Genomic DNA, 16,650 nt, shown 5'->3' with positions numbered 1-16,650 from the left:
GCGTGAATTTCAACAGAAGTAAGCTTCATATCAGTTGAAATTAGGGTGTAAGCACAGAATGCTTATAAACGGCCCTAGGTAAAGCGAATCGGGCCGGGAGACAGGATGTATGAGTGACATGGACGGAGCGCCGGGCGGGCCTATGATCAGCCGGCCAGAGCGATCCGGAAATATAGGCCTGCTAATAGGCCTGGCGCTGTTGCTTCTGGGGGCAGCTGCTGCGTTCGCGGTCATGGACCGGGAAGTCGCGCAGCCGTTCATCCTTGCGCTGCTCGGCATCCTGGCCGTCGTCGGCGTGTTTTGCCTTTTTGCCGGTGCCATCGGCTTTCTGCGTCTTTCCGCGCGTCCCGGAGAAGCCAATCCGCTTGCGTCTGCCTTTGTCGACTCAATGGACGACGGTGCGCTGATCACGGATATGGATGGGCGGCTGGTCTATGCCAACAAGGCCTATGCGGACCTCACCGGTGCGGAAACGGCCGCCGATATTCGCGTGGTCGAGCGGGTGTTCTCATCCGATCCCGATGCCGCGGACGCTATTTTCCGGTTGTCGCAGGCCATGCGTGACGGACGCAAGGCACAAGAAGAAATCAGGATGCCCTTTCCTCTGGGCCGCGTGGATGGAACGGCGCGCTGGTATCGTGTTTCTGTGCGTCCTCTTGAGCCGTCCAGCGAGAGCGGCGGCAAGAAGATGGCGATCTGGCAACTTGCGGACATTACGCGGGATAGGGCCGAACAGGAAAACTCCTTCCAGGAGCTGCAAAGGGTCATCAATTTTCTCGACCATGCGCCCGCGGGATTCTTCTCCTGCGATGCACAAGGCCGCATTGTTTATCTGAATGCCACTCTTGCCGACTGGCTCGGCTATGATCTGGCCCAGTTTGATGCCGGTGATCTCGACCTGTCCGAAATCGTGCGCGGAGATGGAACCGAGTTGATCCGGTCGGTCAAAGGGCAGGCAGGTGAAGTCAAAAGCGAGACCTTCGACCTTGACTTCGTAACCCGGAACGGCCGCGGTCTTGCCGTGCGTCTCCTGCACCGGGTGCCTTTCGGAGAGAACGGGCAACCTGGCGACAGCCGCACGCTGGTGCTGAACCGGTCACGGGGCGAGGAAGCTTCAGAAGCTTTGCGGGCGGCCGAAGTCCGCTTTGCCCGCTTCTTCAACAACACCCCGATCTCGATTGCATCGCTTGACAATGATGGCCGGGTTCTCAGAACCAATGCGCCGTTCCTCAAGCTGTTCGGGGCAGTGGATTCCGTCGATGAGTCGCCGAAACTGGAAGCCTATGTCGCCGACAGCGGTCGCGAGGAACTGTCCAAGGCCCTGTCGGCCGCCGCGAACGGTATTGGCGAAATCGCTCCGATCGACATTCCGCTCGTGGAAGGCAACGATCCCCGCTCGGCGACTTTCTACGTCTCTGCGGTGCAGGACGGGGAGGGGGACGGTGAAACCGCGATCGTCTATGCCCTGGAAACCACACAGCAACGGGCATTGGAAGCACAATTCGCGCAGAGCCAGAAGATGCAGGCCATCGGCCAGCTTGCCGGTGGTGTCGCCCACGACTTCAATAATGTGCTGACCGCGATCATCGGTTTTTCCGATCTGCTCCTGGCGAGCCATCGGCCGACCGACCCGTCCTTCCAGGACATCATGAACATCAAGCAGAATGCCAATCGTGCAGCCGGGCTCGTGCGTCAGCTTCTGGCTTTCTCCAGGCGGCAGACCCTGCGTCCGCAGCAACTTGAGCTCAATGATGTTCTCGGAGATCTGTCGATCCTTCTCGACAGGCTTCTTGGTGAGAAGGTGGAGCTGAAGGTTATCCATGGGCGCGACCTGTGGCCGGTCATGGCCGATCTCAATCAGCTTGAGCAGGTGATCGTCAACCTGGCGGTGAATGCAGGGGACGCGATGGCCGAAGGCGGTCGTCTCACCATTCGTACGCGGAATGTCTTGGAAAGCGAATCCACCCAGTTCGAGAACACCCGTGGCATGCCGCCGGGCGAGTACACGCTGGTCGAAGTGGACGACACGGGACACGGCATGCCGCCGGAGGTAATGGAGAAGATCTTCGATCCGTTCTTCTCGACCAAGGAAGTCGGCAAGGGAACCGGTCTTGGGCTTTCAACCGTCTATGGCATCGTAAAACAGACCGGCGGCTTCATTTTCTGCACTTCAGAGGTGGATATCGGCACGACCTTCCGTCTCTTCCTACCGCGGCACATTCCCGAAGTTACCGAAGAGCCGAAGCCTGAGCCAAGGGAAACCGAACCGGAGAAGGTTGCCGACCTCACCGGATCGGCGTCTATTCTTCTGGTCGAAGACGAAGAAGCGGTACGCGCGTTTGCAGCCCGTGCCCTGGCTTCGCGGGGATACACGGTCCACGAGGCCGGGTCAGGCAACGAAGCGCTCGAAGTCATGGAAGAGACAGACGGTGAAATCGACCTCGTCGTCTCCGACGTGGTGATGCCGGAAATGGACGGACCGACGCTTCTTGTCGAGCTGCGCAAGACCCAGCCCGATCTGAAGATCATCTTTGTGTCAGGTTATGCCGAGGACGCCTTTGAGGAAAACCTGCCCGAGGGCGAACAATTCTTCTTCCTGCCAAAACCGTTCACGCTAAAGCAGCTCGCGACGACCGTGAAGGATGTCCTGAACGGCTGAGACCGGGCTTGGTTGGAGCAGCGTTCTTGACACAGCGCTACCCTTTTGGCACTTAAATCACATGGGGAAAGCGAACACCCCGTGAGGCGTAAGCTGAAGTTTCGCGTCCTTGAACCCCTTTTTTGAACGGGAGGACGCGCCATGCCGTCTCTGAATTCCATCACCGTTTCCCAGCTCGCCAGATTGATCGGAACACCGGATGCACCGGTGATTGTTGACGCGCGTATCGACGAAGATTTCAACGATGATCCGTGCCTGATCCCCGGTTCCTTCCGGCACCCGCACAGTAGAATTGACGAGATTGCAACACGTCTGCATGGACGAAAAGTCGTTATAGCCTGCTGGAAAGGGCTGAAAATTTCCGAGGGTGCAGCTGCATTTTTGCGGTCCAGCGGTGTCGCTGCCGAAATTCTTGAAGGCGGCTGTATCGCATGGCGCGCGGCGGGCATGCCGATGGTGCCTGCAGCCCGCCTGCCGGAACGCAACGAGGAGGGGCAAACCGTCTGGGTAACCCGTCATCGACCCAAAATCGACCGGATCGCCTGCCCCTGGCTGATACGCCGGTTTGTAGATCCAACAGCGCGGTTTCTGTTTGTATCGCCGGCGCAGGTTGAAGCCGTTGCGGAAAAGTTCAATGCAACGCCGTTTGACGTTGAAAATGTCTTCTGGAGCCATCGCGGGGAAATGTGCAGTTTCGACACCATGCTGGAGGAGTTCAGTCTTCAAACCGAGCCGCTTTCAAGGCTTGCCATGATCGTACGCGGCGCCGACACGAACCGGCACGATCTCGCACCGGAAGCGGCAGGTCTGCTTGCAGTTTCGCTCGGTCTTTCGCGAATGCACAAGGATGATCTTCAGCAACTTGAGGCCGGAATGGGCCTCTACGACGCCTTCTACCGCTGGGCGCGTGACGCGGCGGACGAAGGACATGACTGGCCAACTCCCGGCAGGAAGGGCTGATGTCATGTCTTCGAAACCGACTTTCACCGGAAAGCCGGTCGACGGCGCGCGTCTGCCGCAGAGCGGCGATACCTCCTGGCAGCGGCTCTTTTCCGTCTTTGGCGGTATCGGCCTTCTGTCCTTTGGTGGTCCGGCGGCCCAGATCGCCCTGATGCATCGCAAGCTGGTCGACGAGACGGGCTGGCTGTCAGAAAAGACCTATGTCAATGCACTCGGCTTCTGCATGTTGTTGCCAGGGCCGGAGGCCATGCAGCTGGCAACATATTGTGGCTGGAAGCTGCGTGGGATTGCAGGTGGTCTGTTGGCAGGTCTGCTGTTCGTCATTCCCGGTGCGATCGCAATCTTCGCCCTTGCTTTCGTCTACACGGCATACGGCGAAAAGCCGATCATCAGCCAGTTGTTTCTGGGCATCAAGGCCGCTGTGCTGATTGTTGTCATCGAGGCACTTCTCAGGCTCTCCAAACGTGCGCTGACACAGCGGCGGCAATGGGTTGTCGCAGTCCTTGCCTTCACAGCCATCTATTTCCTGTCGCTGCCGTTTCCGATGATCGTCTTGGCCGCTGCCCTTTACGGTGCCGTCTTCATGAATGCGCCGGTTCAGACAGTGCCGCAGGAACAGGTTGCGATCGAGACCTCATTTACCCGTACACTGGGTGTTGTCGTTGCCGGGCTAAGTCTATGGCTCGGACCGCTCGCGGCTCTTGCCTGGGCGAGCGGCGCGCCAATCCTTGGTGATCTTGGCTGGTTCTTTTCCAAACTCGCGGTTGTCACGTTCGGTGGGGCCTATGCGGTTCTGGCATATATGGCGCAGGACGTCGTCGCGCTTCACGGTTGGCTCGAAGCGGGTGAAATGATGGACGGGCTCGGTCTTGCCGAGACGACGCCCGGACCGCTGATCCTGGTCACGCAATTTGTCGGATATGTCGCCGCGTATCATGAGGGCGGAATTGCGCTTGGTTTTGCCGGTGGCGCTGTTGCCCTGTGGGCAACTTTCGTGCCGTGTTTCCTCTGGATATTTGCAGGTGCGCCCTACATCGACTGGATTTCCAGCCAGCCCCGGTTGAACTCCGCATTGTCGGCGATCATCGCCGCTGTGGTCGGTGTCGTCCTCAATCTGTCGGTCTGGTTTGCCCTTCATGTCTTTTTCGCAACTGTCACGCAAAGAGAGCTGGGCTGGGTAACGCTGTGGGTTCCGGATCTTTCAAGCCTGGACTGGCGGGTTCTTGTGCTCGCAGCGCTGTGTGCTTTGCTGCTATTGCGTTTCCACGTGAACCTCTTCTGGACACTTCTTTTCGCAGCGGTCGGCGGTTTGCTTTTGTCACAAATTGCTTGAAAGAGTGCACGGGGCAGTGAAATCTCCACCCCGTGCGTCATCAGATTTTGATTCTGATCTTGGTGCCAACGCTATGCTTTTAAAAGAAAAAACAATTAACAGAGATGGTGCGCAGCGATTTGCGAACGGCGCCTTGCCAAATAGGTGCCGAAGCGTTGCTCTTTCAAAGATCGCTTGAATGCGGATCGCCGACCATGCACTGTGCCCGTGTCTTGGACGAGTGTGCATGTGGAGGAAACAGAATGCAGCTTCCGGAATTTATCAAAAGTTTTCCCGCATTGGACATTCCGTTCCCGGAAGATGTTGTGACTTCGCACGCGATCCGCTCGGATGCCGGTCTGGTCGTGTTTTTTGATTTTCAAAAGGACATGGTGCTGCCGCCGCATTCCCACCTTGCCCAATGGGGTACTGTGCTCGACGGTGAAATCGAGTTCACGATTGCCGGGGAGACCAAAACGCTCGGACCGGGTGCGATCTACAACATCCCGAGCGGTGCTGAGCATGGTGCGGTCATCAAGGCCGGAACCAAGGTGATTGATGTCTTTGAGGAGTCGGATCGCTATCCGGTCAAATCCTGAGCGAGTCGGCGTAAGAGACTGACCAGGATCCGCGGCGCACCCGTCGCTGTGAGCGTTTGAAACATTGATTTTTGCATGCGGCGTGCCGGCGACGGCTGTCCTCTGGACGTTGAGGTTTGCTCTCGCGTGGAACCTCGCCCTTCAAGTTATTTTCGAAATAAAATCATGAAAATACTAAGGTGGTGCTGATATTATAGACATGAAAACTGTTATATGTTTGTAAATTAGAACCAATATCGTCTTATTTGATTTGTATGTGAGATTTTTGAATAGTATTTAAGCACAACTGATGTGAACTCAAACAAAAGTGCGTTGCCGTTTTCCCACGTTGGACGATGCGTCTTTTTGTTTAGAAACGTTTTTATTCAATAGCTTATGATGCTCACGATTTCCATTTCAACAACAACCCTGGTTGCTCGCTCCGCGGGACAATTTTTCTGACACATCTTTTGCCAATTGCTTCCGCAATGCGGCGTTTCTTTCGCCAGAATTCGCACCGAGCCTCTCGCGTGAAATTTGCAGCAGGAAAGGAAACGCAATGGTCAACAATCCGGTGAACAAGCTCAGTTCCAGCGAACAGTTGATCCTGGAGCTTGTCAACAAGGAGCGGTTGGCAGCCGGGCTGGAGCCACTCGCCTCCGCCGCACCGATCAACGCTGCCGCGCAGAAACACTCCGAATGGATGGCATCCGGGCGCGTTCTTGATCATACCGGGGCAGGCGGATCGAGCCCCTGGGATCGCATGAAGGCAGAAGGGTGGAACGAATATCCGATGGGTGAGAACATCGCTTATAATCCCTTCAACCAGCACACACCGATATCCGGTGCCTATGTTCCGCAGGCGATTGTCGAGGGCATGCATACCGGCTGGATGAATTCGACCGGACACAGGGCGAATATTCTCAATTCGGATTACACCGTGATCGGTATCGGCGATGCCATTGGCGGGCATCCAAGCAATGCAGGACATTCTACCAGTTACGGCACCCAGAACTTTGCCGGGACGACCAAGAACTATGTCACCGGTGTTGTCTTCGATGATGAAGACGGTAGCAAATTCTACGACATCGGCGAGGAGTTGGGCGCTACGACAGTCACGATTGTCAATTCGTCCGGCGCCACCGTTGCAACAAAAGCGACTGATCCGGGAGGCGGCTACAGCATTGCGCTTGCAAACGGATCTTATACCGCGAAGTTTACGGGCAGCGGCATTAACGGAACCATCGAGAAGAGCTTTTCGATATCGGGGAAGAACGTCAAGGTCGACGTCAAGGACGGATCGGAAGGAGGCGGAACGCCGCCACCTGTTGGCGGCAACGGCAACGATACGGTGACCTATACCAACGGCGACGATTTCTGGGACAATGGTGTTCCGAAAGACATCGGCGGAGCCGGGATCGATACGCTGGTCATCGCCAAAGGGTCTGTCTTCAATACGTCGGGTCTTTCCTGGTACGGGTTTGAGCGTTTTCAGGGGGCCGACAAGAATGACCGCGTCGTCGGCAACGAAGCAGGGGTCGATTACCGTCTGAGCGGTGGCGGCGGCAACGACACCCTTCAGGGAAATGCCGGCGACGATACGCTTCTCGGTGGCCCTGGAAACGACCGTCTCTACGGTAAGGCCGGTAACGACATCATCAAAGGTGGCACCGGGCGTGATGTCATGTTCGGTGGCGCTGGCAACGACACGATCCACTATGGCAGTGGCGATATTTTCTGGGACAACGGAAAGCCGAGAGATATCGGCGGTTCGGGTGTCGACACGCTTGTCGTGGAGGCGGGATCCAAGTTCGTAACCTCCGCGCTGTCGAAATACGGGTTTGAGCGTTTCAAGGGGGCGGACAAGGACGACCGGGTCGTCGGGGACGATGCCAAGGTTGCCTATGTCCTGAACGGAGGTGGTGGCAACGATTTCCTGAAAGGAAACGCAGGCAACGACACGCTGCTGGGTGGTTCCGGCAATGACAGGCTCGACCCCGGTGCGTCCTCAGGCGGTCTTCAGAAACTCTCCGGACAATCCGGCAATGATACCTATGTCATCTCGTCGAATTCGGGCCGTGTCGACATCATCGAACTGGCCGGCAACGGCAACGACACGCTGATTTTCAAGGATCTGAAAAGGTCGGACGTCGAGGTGTCGCTGAATGCCCAGGACAAGATGGTCCTGTCCTGGAACGACGGTGCCGGTCAGGTGACGATCAATGACGAGGGTGCACATCTCGACCAGTTCGTCTTCATGCACGGCGCCACATATCAACCGGACGATTTTGCCTTCGTCTGACACGCTGAAGAGCTCCACTTTTTCGAGTGGAGCTCTTTTCCAGTCCATCTCGCAAGCCAGCCTGACAGACCGCCACTAGTTTTGCTCAACCGTTGAAAGCTCGGCTGCAAGGCGTTTTTCAGACGCGCCCGGCGGTTGCGCCCAGCTGGCGATGATGCGGTAGACAGCTGGTGTGAGGAACAGCGTGAAGACCGTTGCGAGGCCGAGGCCGCCGACAACCACCCAACCGACCGCCGTTCTGGCTTCGGCCCCGGCACCGGTCGCAAGCACCAAAGGTATACTTCCGGCAACAGTTGACGCCATGGTCATCATCACAGGCTTCAGCCGGATCCGCATTGCATTGCGGATCGCCGTGTCAACATCCTGTCCCTGCTGGCGGAGCTGATTGGCGAACTCGACGATCAGAATGCCGTTCTTTGCCATGATACCAACAAGGATGACGAGTCCGATCTGACTGTAATAGTTCAGGCTGCCGCCGGAAACGAGGATTGCCAGCAATGCCGTACCAAGTCCGCAGGGCACGGTGATCAGGATGATGAGTGCGCTTGAAAAGCTCTCGAACTGCGCCGACAGCACCAGAAAGACAATGAGAAGTGCGGCCGCGAAAACAAGCAGCGTCGTTGTCTCTCCGGTTTCGAGCGTCGCCGCTTCGCCAAGAAACACCAGCCGGCCTTCGTTCCCCAGAACGTCAGGGGCGATGTCCTTCAACCTGTCCACGGCGGTGCCAAGGTCGACACCGCTGCCGAGATTGGCCTGTGCCGTGACAGCCCGCTCTCTTGCTTCGCGACTCAATGTGGAGGCGGCGGCAGCAACGGACAATCTCGCAACGGTCGAAATCGGAACGAACTGGCCGTTGCCGGCCCGTATGAATGTGTTTTCCAAATCGCCCTGGTCGTTGATCGGACGGCCTCCAAGCTCGAGGCGGACTTCTACTGTCTCGTTGTTCAGAAAAATCTCGGAAACCTTGTTGCCCTCAATGACCGTGTTCAGCGTTTCCACCACGTCGCGCGGCTCGATATCGAGATTTGCCGCCTGATCCCGGTCAACCTCGAGCAGTAGCTGCGGCTGATTGATCTCGTTGACCAGCTGGACGTTGGCAAAGGCCGGGTCGTCCTCCATCTTCGAAATGAGCGCGTTAGTCAGATCGCCCAGTTCGTCGTATTCCTTGCCGACAATGGCGAACTGAACGCCGCGTCCGGCGCCGCGTATGCCCAGACTATTGGATGCCCGCAGGGAGATGAAGGCCCCCGGGATCTGGCTGACGGGCCCCTGAAATTCCGCTGCGATCTCCTGCTGGCTGCGTGCCCGGTTCTCCCACTGGTCCAGGCGGACGAATACGAGGGCAAAACTCGTTGATCTCAACCCAATGAGTGACTGAACGGCGATCACTTCTCCCGACGCGACATAGGGTTCGAGGATTTTTTCAACGCGCGCGACCTGCTGGCTCGTATATTCCAGACTGGCAGAAGAAGGCGTGCGAAGGGCGATCATGATCGTGCCCCGGTCCTCGGAAGGTGTGATTTCCTGGGGCAGGTAATCGTAAAGCGCCAGGGAGCCTCCGGCGAAGACAAGTGCTGCGAGAAGAACCAGGTACCTTGCTTTCAGGATAACCGCGATCAGTCGTTCGAATGCAACCACGACGACGCTGGTGCCTTGTTGTGGTTTCACACCATCGGTTTGCGTGTCGGGTTTACCCGGATCGACGAAGGCGCAAAGCGCGGGGCTGAGCGTCAGCGCCACAAATGAGGAAAGTGCGACGGAAAAAGCCAGTACAAAGCCGAACTCGCCGAAGATACCGCCGGCTTGCCCCGGAAGGAACGAAATCGGAATGAATACGGCGGCAAGCGTCGCGGTCGTCGAAATCACCGCGAAGAAGACCTCCCGCGTGCCGATTGCGGCAGCCGCGAATGCGCCGAAACCCTGTTTCCGTCGCCGCACAATATTCTCAAGCACAACGATGGCGTCATCGACGACCATGCCTGTGGCCAGAACCAATGCAAGCAATGTGATTGTGTTGACCGAAAATCCCGCAGCCCAGATCGCTGCGAGCGTTCCGATCAGAGCAATCGGAACGGCGACCGCGGGAATGACCACCGCGCGCAGCGAGCGCAGGAACAAAAATATCACGGCGACCACGATGACAACCGCCAACCCGATGCTCGTGACGACGCCGGATATCGAGCGTTCGACAAAAACGCCATCATCGGCAACGATAATCAGATTGGCACCCTCGGGCAGTTCTTCCTGGAGGTCAGCGACCGCGATGCGCGCGGCATTTGAGATCGAGAGCGTGTTTGCATGGGACTGGCGGATGATATTCAGTCCGACGGAGGGCTGACCATTGATGCGGGTGATTACGGACGGGTCGTCGGAGGAAAACTGGACGAAGGCAACATCCCCGATCACGGTCTCCCGGTTGAGGCGGATCGCCGATATGGTTTCTTCGGTGGTCGTTGATGCCACGGAGCGCACCACGAGCTCCTGGGTGGGTGTTTCCAGGGCGCCGAGGGGAATATCCAGGTTGGCGCTGGAAAGGGCGGCGCGCATATCGGCAAGGGAAATGCCCCGGCTCGCGAGCGCCACCGGAAAGAACGTGACGCGCATGATGCGGGCATAGTCGCCCGCGACCTGGACCTCCGAAACGCCGTCGATGGCCAGAAGCCGATCCGAGACAATGCCCTCTGCAAGCGAAGCAAGATCGGTCAGTGGCAGGCTGCCACTGAGGGCCAGGCGGACAATCGGATCCGCATCGGCATCGCTCTTTTGCACCGTCGGGTCCTCGACATCGTCCGGCAGGTTCCGTTGCGCCCTTGAAACAAGATCGCGTGCGTCGTTTGCCGCCTCGGTGACATCGGTCGAGGTGTTGAGCTCCAGCGTCAGGCTGGCGCTTCCGTACGACGATGTCGCGGAAATGTTCTCAAGACCTTCCAATCGCGCAAGGGCGTCTTCAAGCACGCTGGTTACTTCCGCATCCACGGTACTGGCCGCTGCTCCCGGATATATCGCACGAACCGATATCACCGGATTGGAGACATTCGGAAGTTCCCGGACTTCAACACCGCTGAACGCGGTTACGCCTGCAATGATGACGAGCAGATTGAGAACAAGCGCCAGGATGGGCCGGCCGACAAACGTCGCGGCAAATCCGAGCTGGCTGCGCGAAAAGCTGCCTTGCCCGGTATCATCCATCAGTCGTCTCCGCGACTTCGACAGCGACCGTCACGCCCTGGCTGACCTTGAAGGCACCGTCCCTGATCACCTCGTCGCCTTCCTTCAGATCGGCCTCCAGCCAGACATTGTCGCCGAGCCGGTGTCGCAGGACGACGTCAATCCTTTCCGGCTGGTTTTCTGCGCCGAGTTTCCAGACATAGGCTCCATTCGGGCTCCACAGGATCGAGACCGCCGGAACCATTGGCATCGGCTCGTCCTTACTTGCAAGACTGACGCTGAAGGTCATCCCGGGCAACAGGAGGTTCTGCGGGTTCTGGACTTCCGCACGGACGCGGATTGTTCGGAATTCCTCGTCAATGGAACTGTCGAAAGACGTGACCTCGCCATTGAAAACCCGTCCGACGAGCGCGGGTGTCGTCAGGCGAACCGGTACGCCGGTCCTGATCTGGCTGATCGCTGTCTCGGGAACAGTGAACTCCACAAGAAGGCTGCTGGCGTCCACGAGCGTTACGATTTCCGCACCCTGAGGCAGATAGCTGCCGACGGTAAGGTCATTGAGGTTGATGCGGCCGGAAAACGGCGCCCTGATAGTCCTGCGGTCGTATTCATACTGAGCCTCCGCAACCTTTGCTTCGGCGACGGCCAGGGACGCTCTTGCTTCGTCAACTTGCGCCTGGGAAACGGCATTGCTGCTCTGATCGAGGAGGGTTTGATAGCGATTGAAGGACGCAGACTGCTGGTCCAGCTCGGCCTTTGCGCTTTCCAGCAGAATTTGCTGGGTTTTGCGTTCCAGAGTCACAATCGGGTCGCCTGCTTCGACATCGGTGTTCGGCTGAACGTGGATTTCTTCAACCGTGCCGGCAACGTCCGCGGTGACATGAATCAGCCGGATCGCCTTTCCGGTTCCGATCGACTGGATCCGGGAGCGGGGAGGAGTAAAGGCTACGGCTGTTGCCGTCACGACGACGGCGTTGGTCGGAAACGCCGATTGCGGCGAAGCCCCGTTCGAGGCGTCATCCGCCGGAGATCCTTGAGATGCAGTTTCGCTTGAGAAAATAAGGCCGCTTGAAGACACCCAGATCCCCAGCCCGAAGGCGCAAGCAATTGCCAGTATCAAACCCGCCAGCCGGTTCATTCACGATCCTCCAAGGGCTCGCCGTATTTCACTATTGAGGCCAAAAAGATCACAGTCTTGACGGTTTTCGCAAGGTGTATGCGCAGGGCCCGCCAGTCAATTTACACGGCTTTGCGTGGCGAAGTCTTTCTGTAGAGCCTGATTGCATTTCTTGTAATATTTGTCGATGAAGTACTTAAAAATTCAAAATAAATTCGAATTACATATTTCTTTTGTGATGTCTTAAGTTTGCGTTGTGGAAATGTATTTTAATTTTACTTGTGAGTGAATCGCATTCTTCATAGGTTGGAATCCATGAAACGTCCTTGGGTAATCGGGCATCCATCGACACCTGATGTCTGCGATGAGGTGGAGCTTTTGTGCAGTGGTGCTGCGTTTGCAGCGCGCTGCCTTTTTTGTGGCCGGTGCTCCGCTGTCACCGCAATTCATCGGATCTGACAAGAACAAATGAGGTAAGTACGACATGTGTGATCTCTGTGTTGCGACCGGCCGCACTTCCGAACTTCCCGTTGTCTCCGGCTTCAGCTGCGATGACGGTGTTGGCGCTGGGGCCAATGCGCTGGCGGACGGGTCTGCTGTTTCTTCGATGCCGCTTCCAGTTTTTACCAACGACCAGATTGCGGACCAGCTCACGCAGGAAACATCCAATGGGTCTCCGATATCGTTCAATGCCGGTCCGGGTGACACGATCACGGTCGACATCACCGGGCTGACCAATGCCGGGAAGTTTCTGGCGACAAATGCGCTGGAAGCCTGGGAGAATGTGACGGGGCTGAATTTTTCCTTTGTCACAAGCGGCGCACAGATCACATTCGACGATGAGAATTCGGGCGCTTATGCCAGCTATTCTTGGTGGAGCAACGGCGACATGATCTCCGCGGATGTCAACGTGTCGAAGGCATGGCTGAATTCCTACGGAACCAGTATCAACAGCTACTCCTTCCAGACATACATCCACGAAATCGGTCATGCGCTCGGGCTGCGGCACGGTGGAAACTACAACGGGTCGGCGACATACGGCGTTGACAACCACTACCTGAACGATTCCTGGCAAGCGACCGTCATGTCCTATTTCAGCCAGACGGAAAACACCTATATCAACGCGAGCTACGCCTATGTGATCACGCCAATGGTTGCCGACATCGTTGCAATCCAGGATCTCTACGGCACGCCGACCGGTATTCGCACAGGCGAAACCGTCTACGGCAACAACTCCAATGCCGGCGGCTATCTGGAGACGTTTTTCGATTCAAATCAAACCGCTGCGATGACTATCTACGATAATGGTGGAACGGATCTGTTCGACTTTTCGCATGTCGGATCCAATCAGCGCATCGACCTGAACCAGGAAGCTATCTCGAACGTTGGCGGATTGACAGGGAACCTGATCGTTGCGCGCGGTACCATCATTGAAAACGCCAGCGGCGGCAGCGGCAACGACGAACTGATCGGCAACAATTCCGACAACACGCTTCTGGGCAATGATGGCGATGACGATCTCATTGGCGGTGGCGGCAACGACATCCTTCGCGGCGGCTTCGGCAAGGACAACATGTCGGCCGGTGCCGGAGACGATATCGTCTACTACACAAACGGCGATACATTCTGGGTCAACGGGACGCCGAAGGATGTCGGCGGAAGCGGCATTGACACGCTCATTATGGAGAACGGGTCGATCTTCAACACCAGCGGACTTTCCTGGTACGGATTTGAGAAATTCATTGGCGCCGGGCGCGATGACCGTGTCGTCGGCAATGATGGCTCGGTAAATTATGTGCTGGATGGGGGCGGCGGCGACGACACGCTCGTCGGCAATGCCGGAGACGATGAGCTTCTGGGCGGTGCCGGGAATGACCTTTTGCGGGGAGGCTGGGGCAGCGACACGTATTTCGGCGGCACAGGCAACGATACGATCTACTATGGCAGCGGCGACAATTTCTGGGATAACGGCACGCCACGCGATGTCGGTGGAACCGGCACGGACAAGCTGGTCATAGAAGCTAAATCGAAATTCAACACGTCCGGACTCTCCTGGTACGGGTTCGAGCAGTTTCAGGGCGCAGAAAAGGACGACCGTGTTGTCGGCAACGATGCGAGCGTCGATTACTGGATGGATGGTGGCGGCGGCAACGACATTCTAAAGGGCAGCGGTGGCACGGACACTCTGATTGGGGGCGCCGGAAACGATACCCTGGATGCCGGTGGTTCTTCCGGAGGCTGGCAAACACTGGAAGGTGGCAGCGGCAACGATACCTATGTCGTCTCCTCGAACGGCGGCTGGATCGACATCGTCGAACTGTTCGGAAACGGCATCGACACGCTGTTTTTCAAGGATCTCAAGGTCGCCGATGTCGATGCTTCCACGGACAGTGACAGCAACATGCTCTTGTCCTGGGCCGGCGGAACAGGTCAGGTTCGCATCAACGATTTGGGTGCCGAAGTGGACAATTTCGAGTTTTCAGACGGTTCTGTGCTGCAGCCGGACGATTTTGTGTTTGTTTGATGTAGGCCTTGCGGAGGCAGGCTTCGCTTTCGTTTTCTGAAAGCCTGCCTCCAAGTTCAAAGCGCTGCTTCAACCACCTTTGCGCAGGCCAGAAGTTGGTCGTCGCGGCCACCACCCGCAACCAGCATTGTGCTCAGGATTTTGCCACCATGCTCGTGGGGCAGGGCGATAGCACAGGCATCGGCGACATTGGCCAGCGACGGGTTGCGAAGGGCGAGCAGATTGCACCGGTTGAACTCCGCGTCATCGGCGAGTTCTTCAATGCGGGGCGGCAGCGTGGGTGTTGTCGGCAACAATAGCATGGCCGATGCGAGCTCATCCCGGAACTCTCTGATGAAGACGGCGCGCCGGTTGAGCGTCTGCCGGTACTCGACTGCCGTAATCTCTTCCGCGCGCGCCATCCGGGCATGAACGCGCGGGTCGAAATCGCCAGCTGAGCTCTGGAAATAGTGTTCGTAGTGGGCGCGGGATTCCACCGACGTCATATGCCAGGGCGGAAGATGCTCATAGTGGCTGAGGGCTGCGATTTCCTGTTCCACGATCTCCAGTCCCGCGTCGCGCAGTGCCTGGACCACGGCATTGAACCCGTTTGCCACATCTGCGTCGATCTCGTCGAAGCCGAAATTGCCCGGTATGATGAGTTTTGCAGCCTTTGGGGACGATGGCATGGTGTCTCGTCCCGCCATGACCTGCCAGGCAATCTCACATTCCGCGACCGTTTTCGCCATCGGACCGAAGCTGTCCAGGCTGTCGGAGAGCGGCTTGCCGCCTGCCACCGGGACCGAGGACTGCGTCGGTTTGAAGCCGGTAATGCCTGTGAACGCTGCCGGTATGCGCAACGAGCCACCGGTGTCGCTGCCAATCGCAATGTCGCAGAGACCGAGCGCCACGGAGACGGCTCCACCGCTTGTGGAGCCTCCCGGCACGCATCCGGGATAGGCCGGGTTTTGAGGTGTGCCGTAATGCGGGTTAAGTCCCATGCCGGAATAGGCGAATTCGGACATGTTGGTCAGACCGGGGAATACGGCTCCGGCCGCATCGAGACGGGCTATGGCGGGCGCATCGGCGCTCGCGGGAGGATCGTTTGCCAGAACTTTCGTGGCGGCTGTGGTCGTCTCGCCCTCGACGTCGAAAAGCGCTTTCACGCTGATCAATGCTCCTGCCAGCGGGCTGTCCTTCTGAGCAGATTTTTCGGCCTGCTCTCTTGCCCTTGAAGACAGAAGTTTCAAGAACACAGATTTCGCGGCACTTTCGCCGGAGATTTTTTCCAGCGTTTGCTCCAGCCGGTTTTCGGCACTATCGGGCGTCCAGGGAAAGGGTGCGCTCATCTGGTGGGTCCTGTGTTTGAAACGTCGGCGGGAGATATCACGAGATGACCCGGAGAGTAGTGGTTCGGTAGCGCCAGTCAATCGACAGGCCGCTTTTCGGATCGGTGAGTGACATTCTGAAGCTTGGAGATGGCCGGATCCCGCCGATTGCTGGTAGTGTGCCGCACAACATGGCGCTTCCTTCGGCAAACTCAGAACCCTTGATCAGGTGATCAAGCGGCAGGATCGAAGCGAACGTTCCCTCCTGGTAGAGCGTCCAGCCGCCGTCTTCCTCAATCCACGACCGCAAGACAAGGTCGTCGAGGTGAGGTTCAACTTCGTCAAACCGCCAGAGCGTTTCGGCGACCGGCTTGGCGCAAATCTGCTTGGACGCCGCTACCGAGTGGGCTTCCAGGGCGCGGTCCGTATGGTCCGAGGCAAGACCCAGCCATATCTGACCGTTGATCTTCAGAAGAAATGGTTCGGCTTCTCCGGATGTCTCGGAGCCGAGCACCTGTATTTCGCTTTCTTGGGTCAGGAGGGCTGGTGCGCACTCATAATAAAGGGGAACCGTCGACGGGGCCGGCACTCCAAGGGCTGCTAACTCAGCGACGTGATGGTCGACGGCGGACCGGTCTCGGCCGGTCCATCCGGCCACGATGAGCCGGTCGGGAGTGCATGAGAGCACTCCGCTGCTGGTCTGGAATTTCATGTGTTTGTCTC

The 16,650-nt window shown here is 57.5% G+C and carries 10 protein-coding genes; 6 read left to right on the top strand and 4 right to left on the bottom strand.

What is annotated here, in order from left to right; all coding sequences use genetic code 11:
• Window positions 1-109: 109 nt before the first annotated feature.
• From cckA to ABVF61_RS03370, 5 genes are all read left to right on the top strand, one after another.
• Entirely contained in the window at window positions 110-2,659 is a 2,550-nt protein-coding gene (gene cckA, locus ABVF61_RS03390; protein ID WP_353992119.1) for a cell cycle histidine kinase CckA, read from the top strand.
• A gap of 141 nt (window positions 2,660-2,800) precedes the next feature.
• A complete protein-coding gene (locus ABVF61_RS03385) occupies window positions 2,801-3,619 on the top strand; it encodes a chromate resistance protein ChrB domain-containing protein (protein WP_353992118.1) in 819 nt (272 codons plus the stop codon).
• Window positions 3,588-4,952 carry a chromate efflux transporter gene (gene chrA, locus ABVF61_RS03380; RefSeq protein WP_353992117.1) on the top strand — a complete coding sequence of 455 codons (1,365 nt, stop codon included), beginning with the start codon at window positions 3,588-3,590 and terminating at the stop codon, window positions 4,950-4,952. Before ABVF61_RS03385 ends, chrA begins: the two co-directional genes overlap by 32 nt.
• Window positions 4,953-5,194: 242 nt before the next feature.
• The gene (locus ABVF61_RS03375; protein ID WP_353992116.1) at window positions 5,195-5,530 is read left to right on the top strand and encodes a cupin domain-containing protein; all 336 of its coding nucleotides are present in this window, start codon (window positions 5,195-5,197) and stop codon (window positions 5,528-5,530) included.
• A gap of 538 nt (window positions 5,531-6,068) precedes the next feature.
• Complete coding sequence (locus tag ABVF61_RS03370) at window positions 6,069-7,811, top strand: CAP domain-containing protein (RefSeq protein WP_353992115.1); 1,743 nt, start codon at window positions 6,069-6,071, stop codon at window positions 7,809-7,811.
• A gap of 75 nt (window positions 7,812-7,886) precedes the next feature.
• Here the strand turns inward: ABVF61_RS03370 and ABVF61_RS03365 are convergent, their stop codons facing one another.
• Both ABVF61_RS03365 and ABVF61_RS03360 read right to left on the bottom strand, forming a co-directional pair.
• Complete coding sequence (locus tag ABVF61_RS03365) at window positions 7,887-11,000, bottom strand: efflux RND transporter permease subunit (protein ID WP_353992114.1); 3,114 nt, start codon at window positions 10,998-11,000, stop codon at window positions 7,887-7,889.
• Window positions 10,993-12,117, bottom strand: a complete 1,125-nt coding sequence (locus ABVF61_RS03360; protein ID WP_353992113.1) for an efflux RND transporter periplasmic adaptor subunit — start codon at window positions 12,115-12,117, stop codon at window positions 10,993-10,995. The genes ABVF61_RS03365 and ABVF61_RS03360 overlap by 8 nt, the downstream gene beginning before the upstream one ends.
• Window positions 12,118-12,580: 463 nt before the next feature.
• Here ABVF61_RS03360 and ABVF61_RS03355 point away from each other — a divergent pair, with 463 nt between their 5' ends.
• Window positions 12,581-14,620: a M10 family metallopeptidase gene (locus ABVF61_RS03355; protein WP_353992112.1), complete on the top strand. Its 2,040-nt coding sequence runs from the start codon at window positions 12,581-12,583 to the stop codon at window positions 14,618-14,620.
• Window positions 14,621-14,676: 56 nt separating this feature from the next.
• Here ABVF61_RS03355 and ABVF61_RS03350 read toward each other — a convergent pair whose 3' ends face one another.
• Together ABVF61_RS03350 and ABVF61_RS03345 are read right to left on the bottom strand one after the other, a co-directional pair.
• Window positions 14,677-15,948, bottom strand: coding sequence for an amidase family protein (locus tag ABVF61_RS03350; RefSeq protein ID WP_353992111.1), 1,272 nt, complete (start codon window positions 15,946-15,948; stop codon window positions 14,677-14,679).
• Between the two features lie 37 nt (window positions 15,949-15,985).
• The gene (locus ABVF61_RS03345; protein WP_353992110.1) at window positions 15,986-16,639 is read right to left on the bottom strand and encodes a DUF2848 domain-containing protein; all 654 of its coding nucleotides are present in this window, start codon (window positions 16,637-16,639) and stop codon (window positions 15,986-15,988) included.
• Window positions 16,640-16,650: the final 11 nt, after the last annotated feature.

The organism is Roseibium sp. HPY-6, from assembly GCF_040530035.1.
Lineage (GTDB): Bacteria > Pseudomonadota > Alphaproteobacteria > Rhizobiales > Stappiaceae > Roseibium.
This window is presented reverse-complemented; position numbering and strand designations above follow the sequence as displayed.

Excerpts from the sequence above, each read along its gene's own strand:
- cckA (WP_353992119.1), top strand. The coding sequence starts at position 110 with ATGAGTGACATGGACGGAGCGCCGGGCGGGCCTATGATCAGCCGGCCA.
- ABVF61_RS03385 (WP_353992118.1), top strand. The coding sequence starts at position 2,801 with ATGCCGTCTCTGAATTCCATCACCGTTTCCCAGCTCGCCAGATTGATC.
- chrA (WP_353992117.1), top strand. The coding sequence starts at position 3,588 with ATGACTGGCCAACTCCCGGCAGGAAGGGCTGATGTCATGTCTTCGAAA.
- ABVF61_RS03375 (WP_353992116.1), top strand. The coding sequence starts at position 5,195 with ATGCAGCTTCCGGAATTTATCAAAAGTTTTCCCGCATTGGACATTCCG.
- ABVF61_RS03370 (WP_353992115.1), top strand. The coding sequence starts at position 6,069 with ATGGTCAACAATCCGGTGAACAAGCTCAGTTCCAGCGAACAGTTGATC.
- ABVF61_RS03365 (WP_353992114.1), bottom strand. The coding sequence starts at position 11,000 with ATGGATGATACCGGGCAAGGCAGCTTTTCGCGCAGCCAGCTCGGATTT.
- ABVF61_RS03360 (WP_353992113.1), bottom strand. The coding sequence starts at position 12,117 with ATGAACCGGCTGGCGGGTTTGATACTGGCAATTGCTTGCGCCTTCGGG.
- ABVF61_RS03355 (WP_353992112.1), top strand. The coding sequence starts at position 12,581 with ATGTGTGATCTCTGTGTTGCGACCGGCCGCACTTCCGAACTTCCCGTT.
- ABVF61_RS03350 (WP_353992111.1), bottom strand. The coding sequence starts at position 15,948 with ATGAGCGCACCCTTTCCCTGGACGCCCGATAGTGCCGAAAACCGGCTG.
- ABVF61_RS03345 (WP_353992110.1), bottom strand. The coding sequence starts at position 16,639 with ATGAAATTCCAGACCAGCAGCGGAGTGCTCTCATGCACTCCCGACCGG.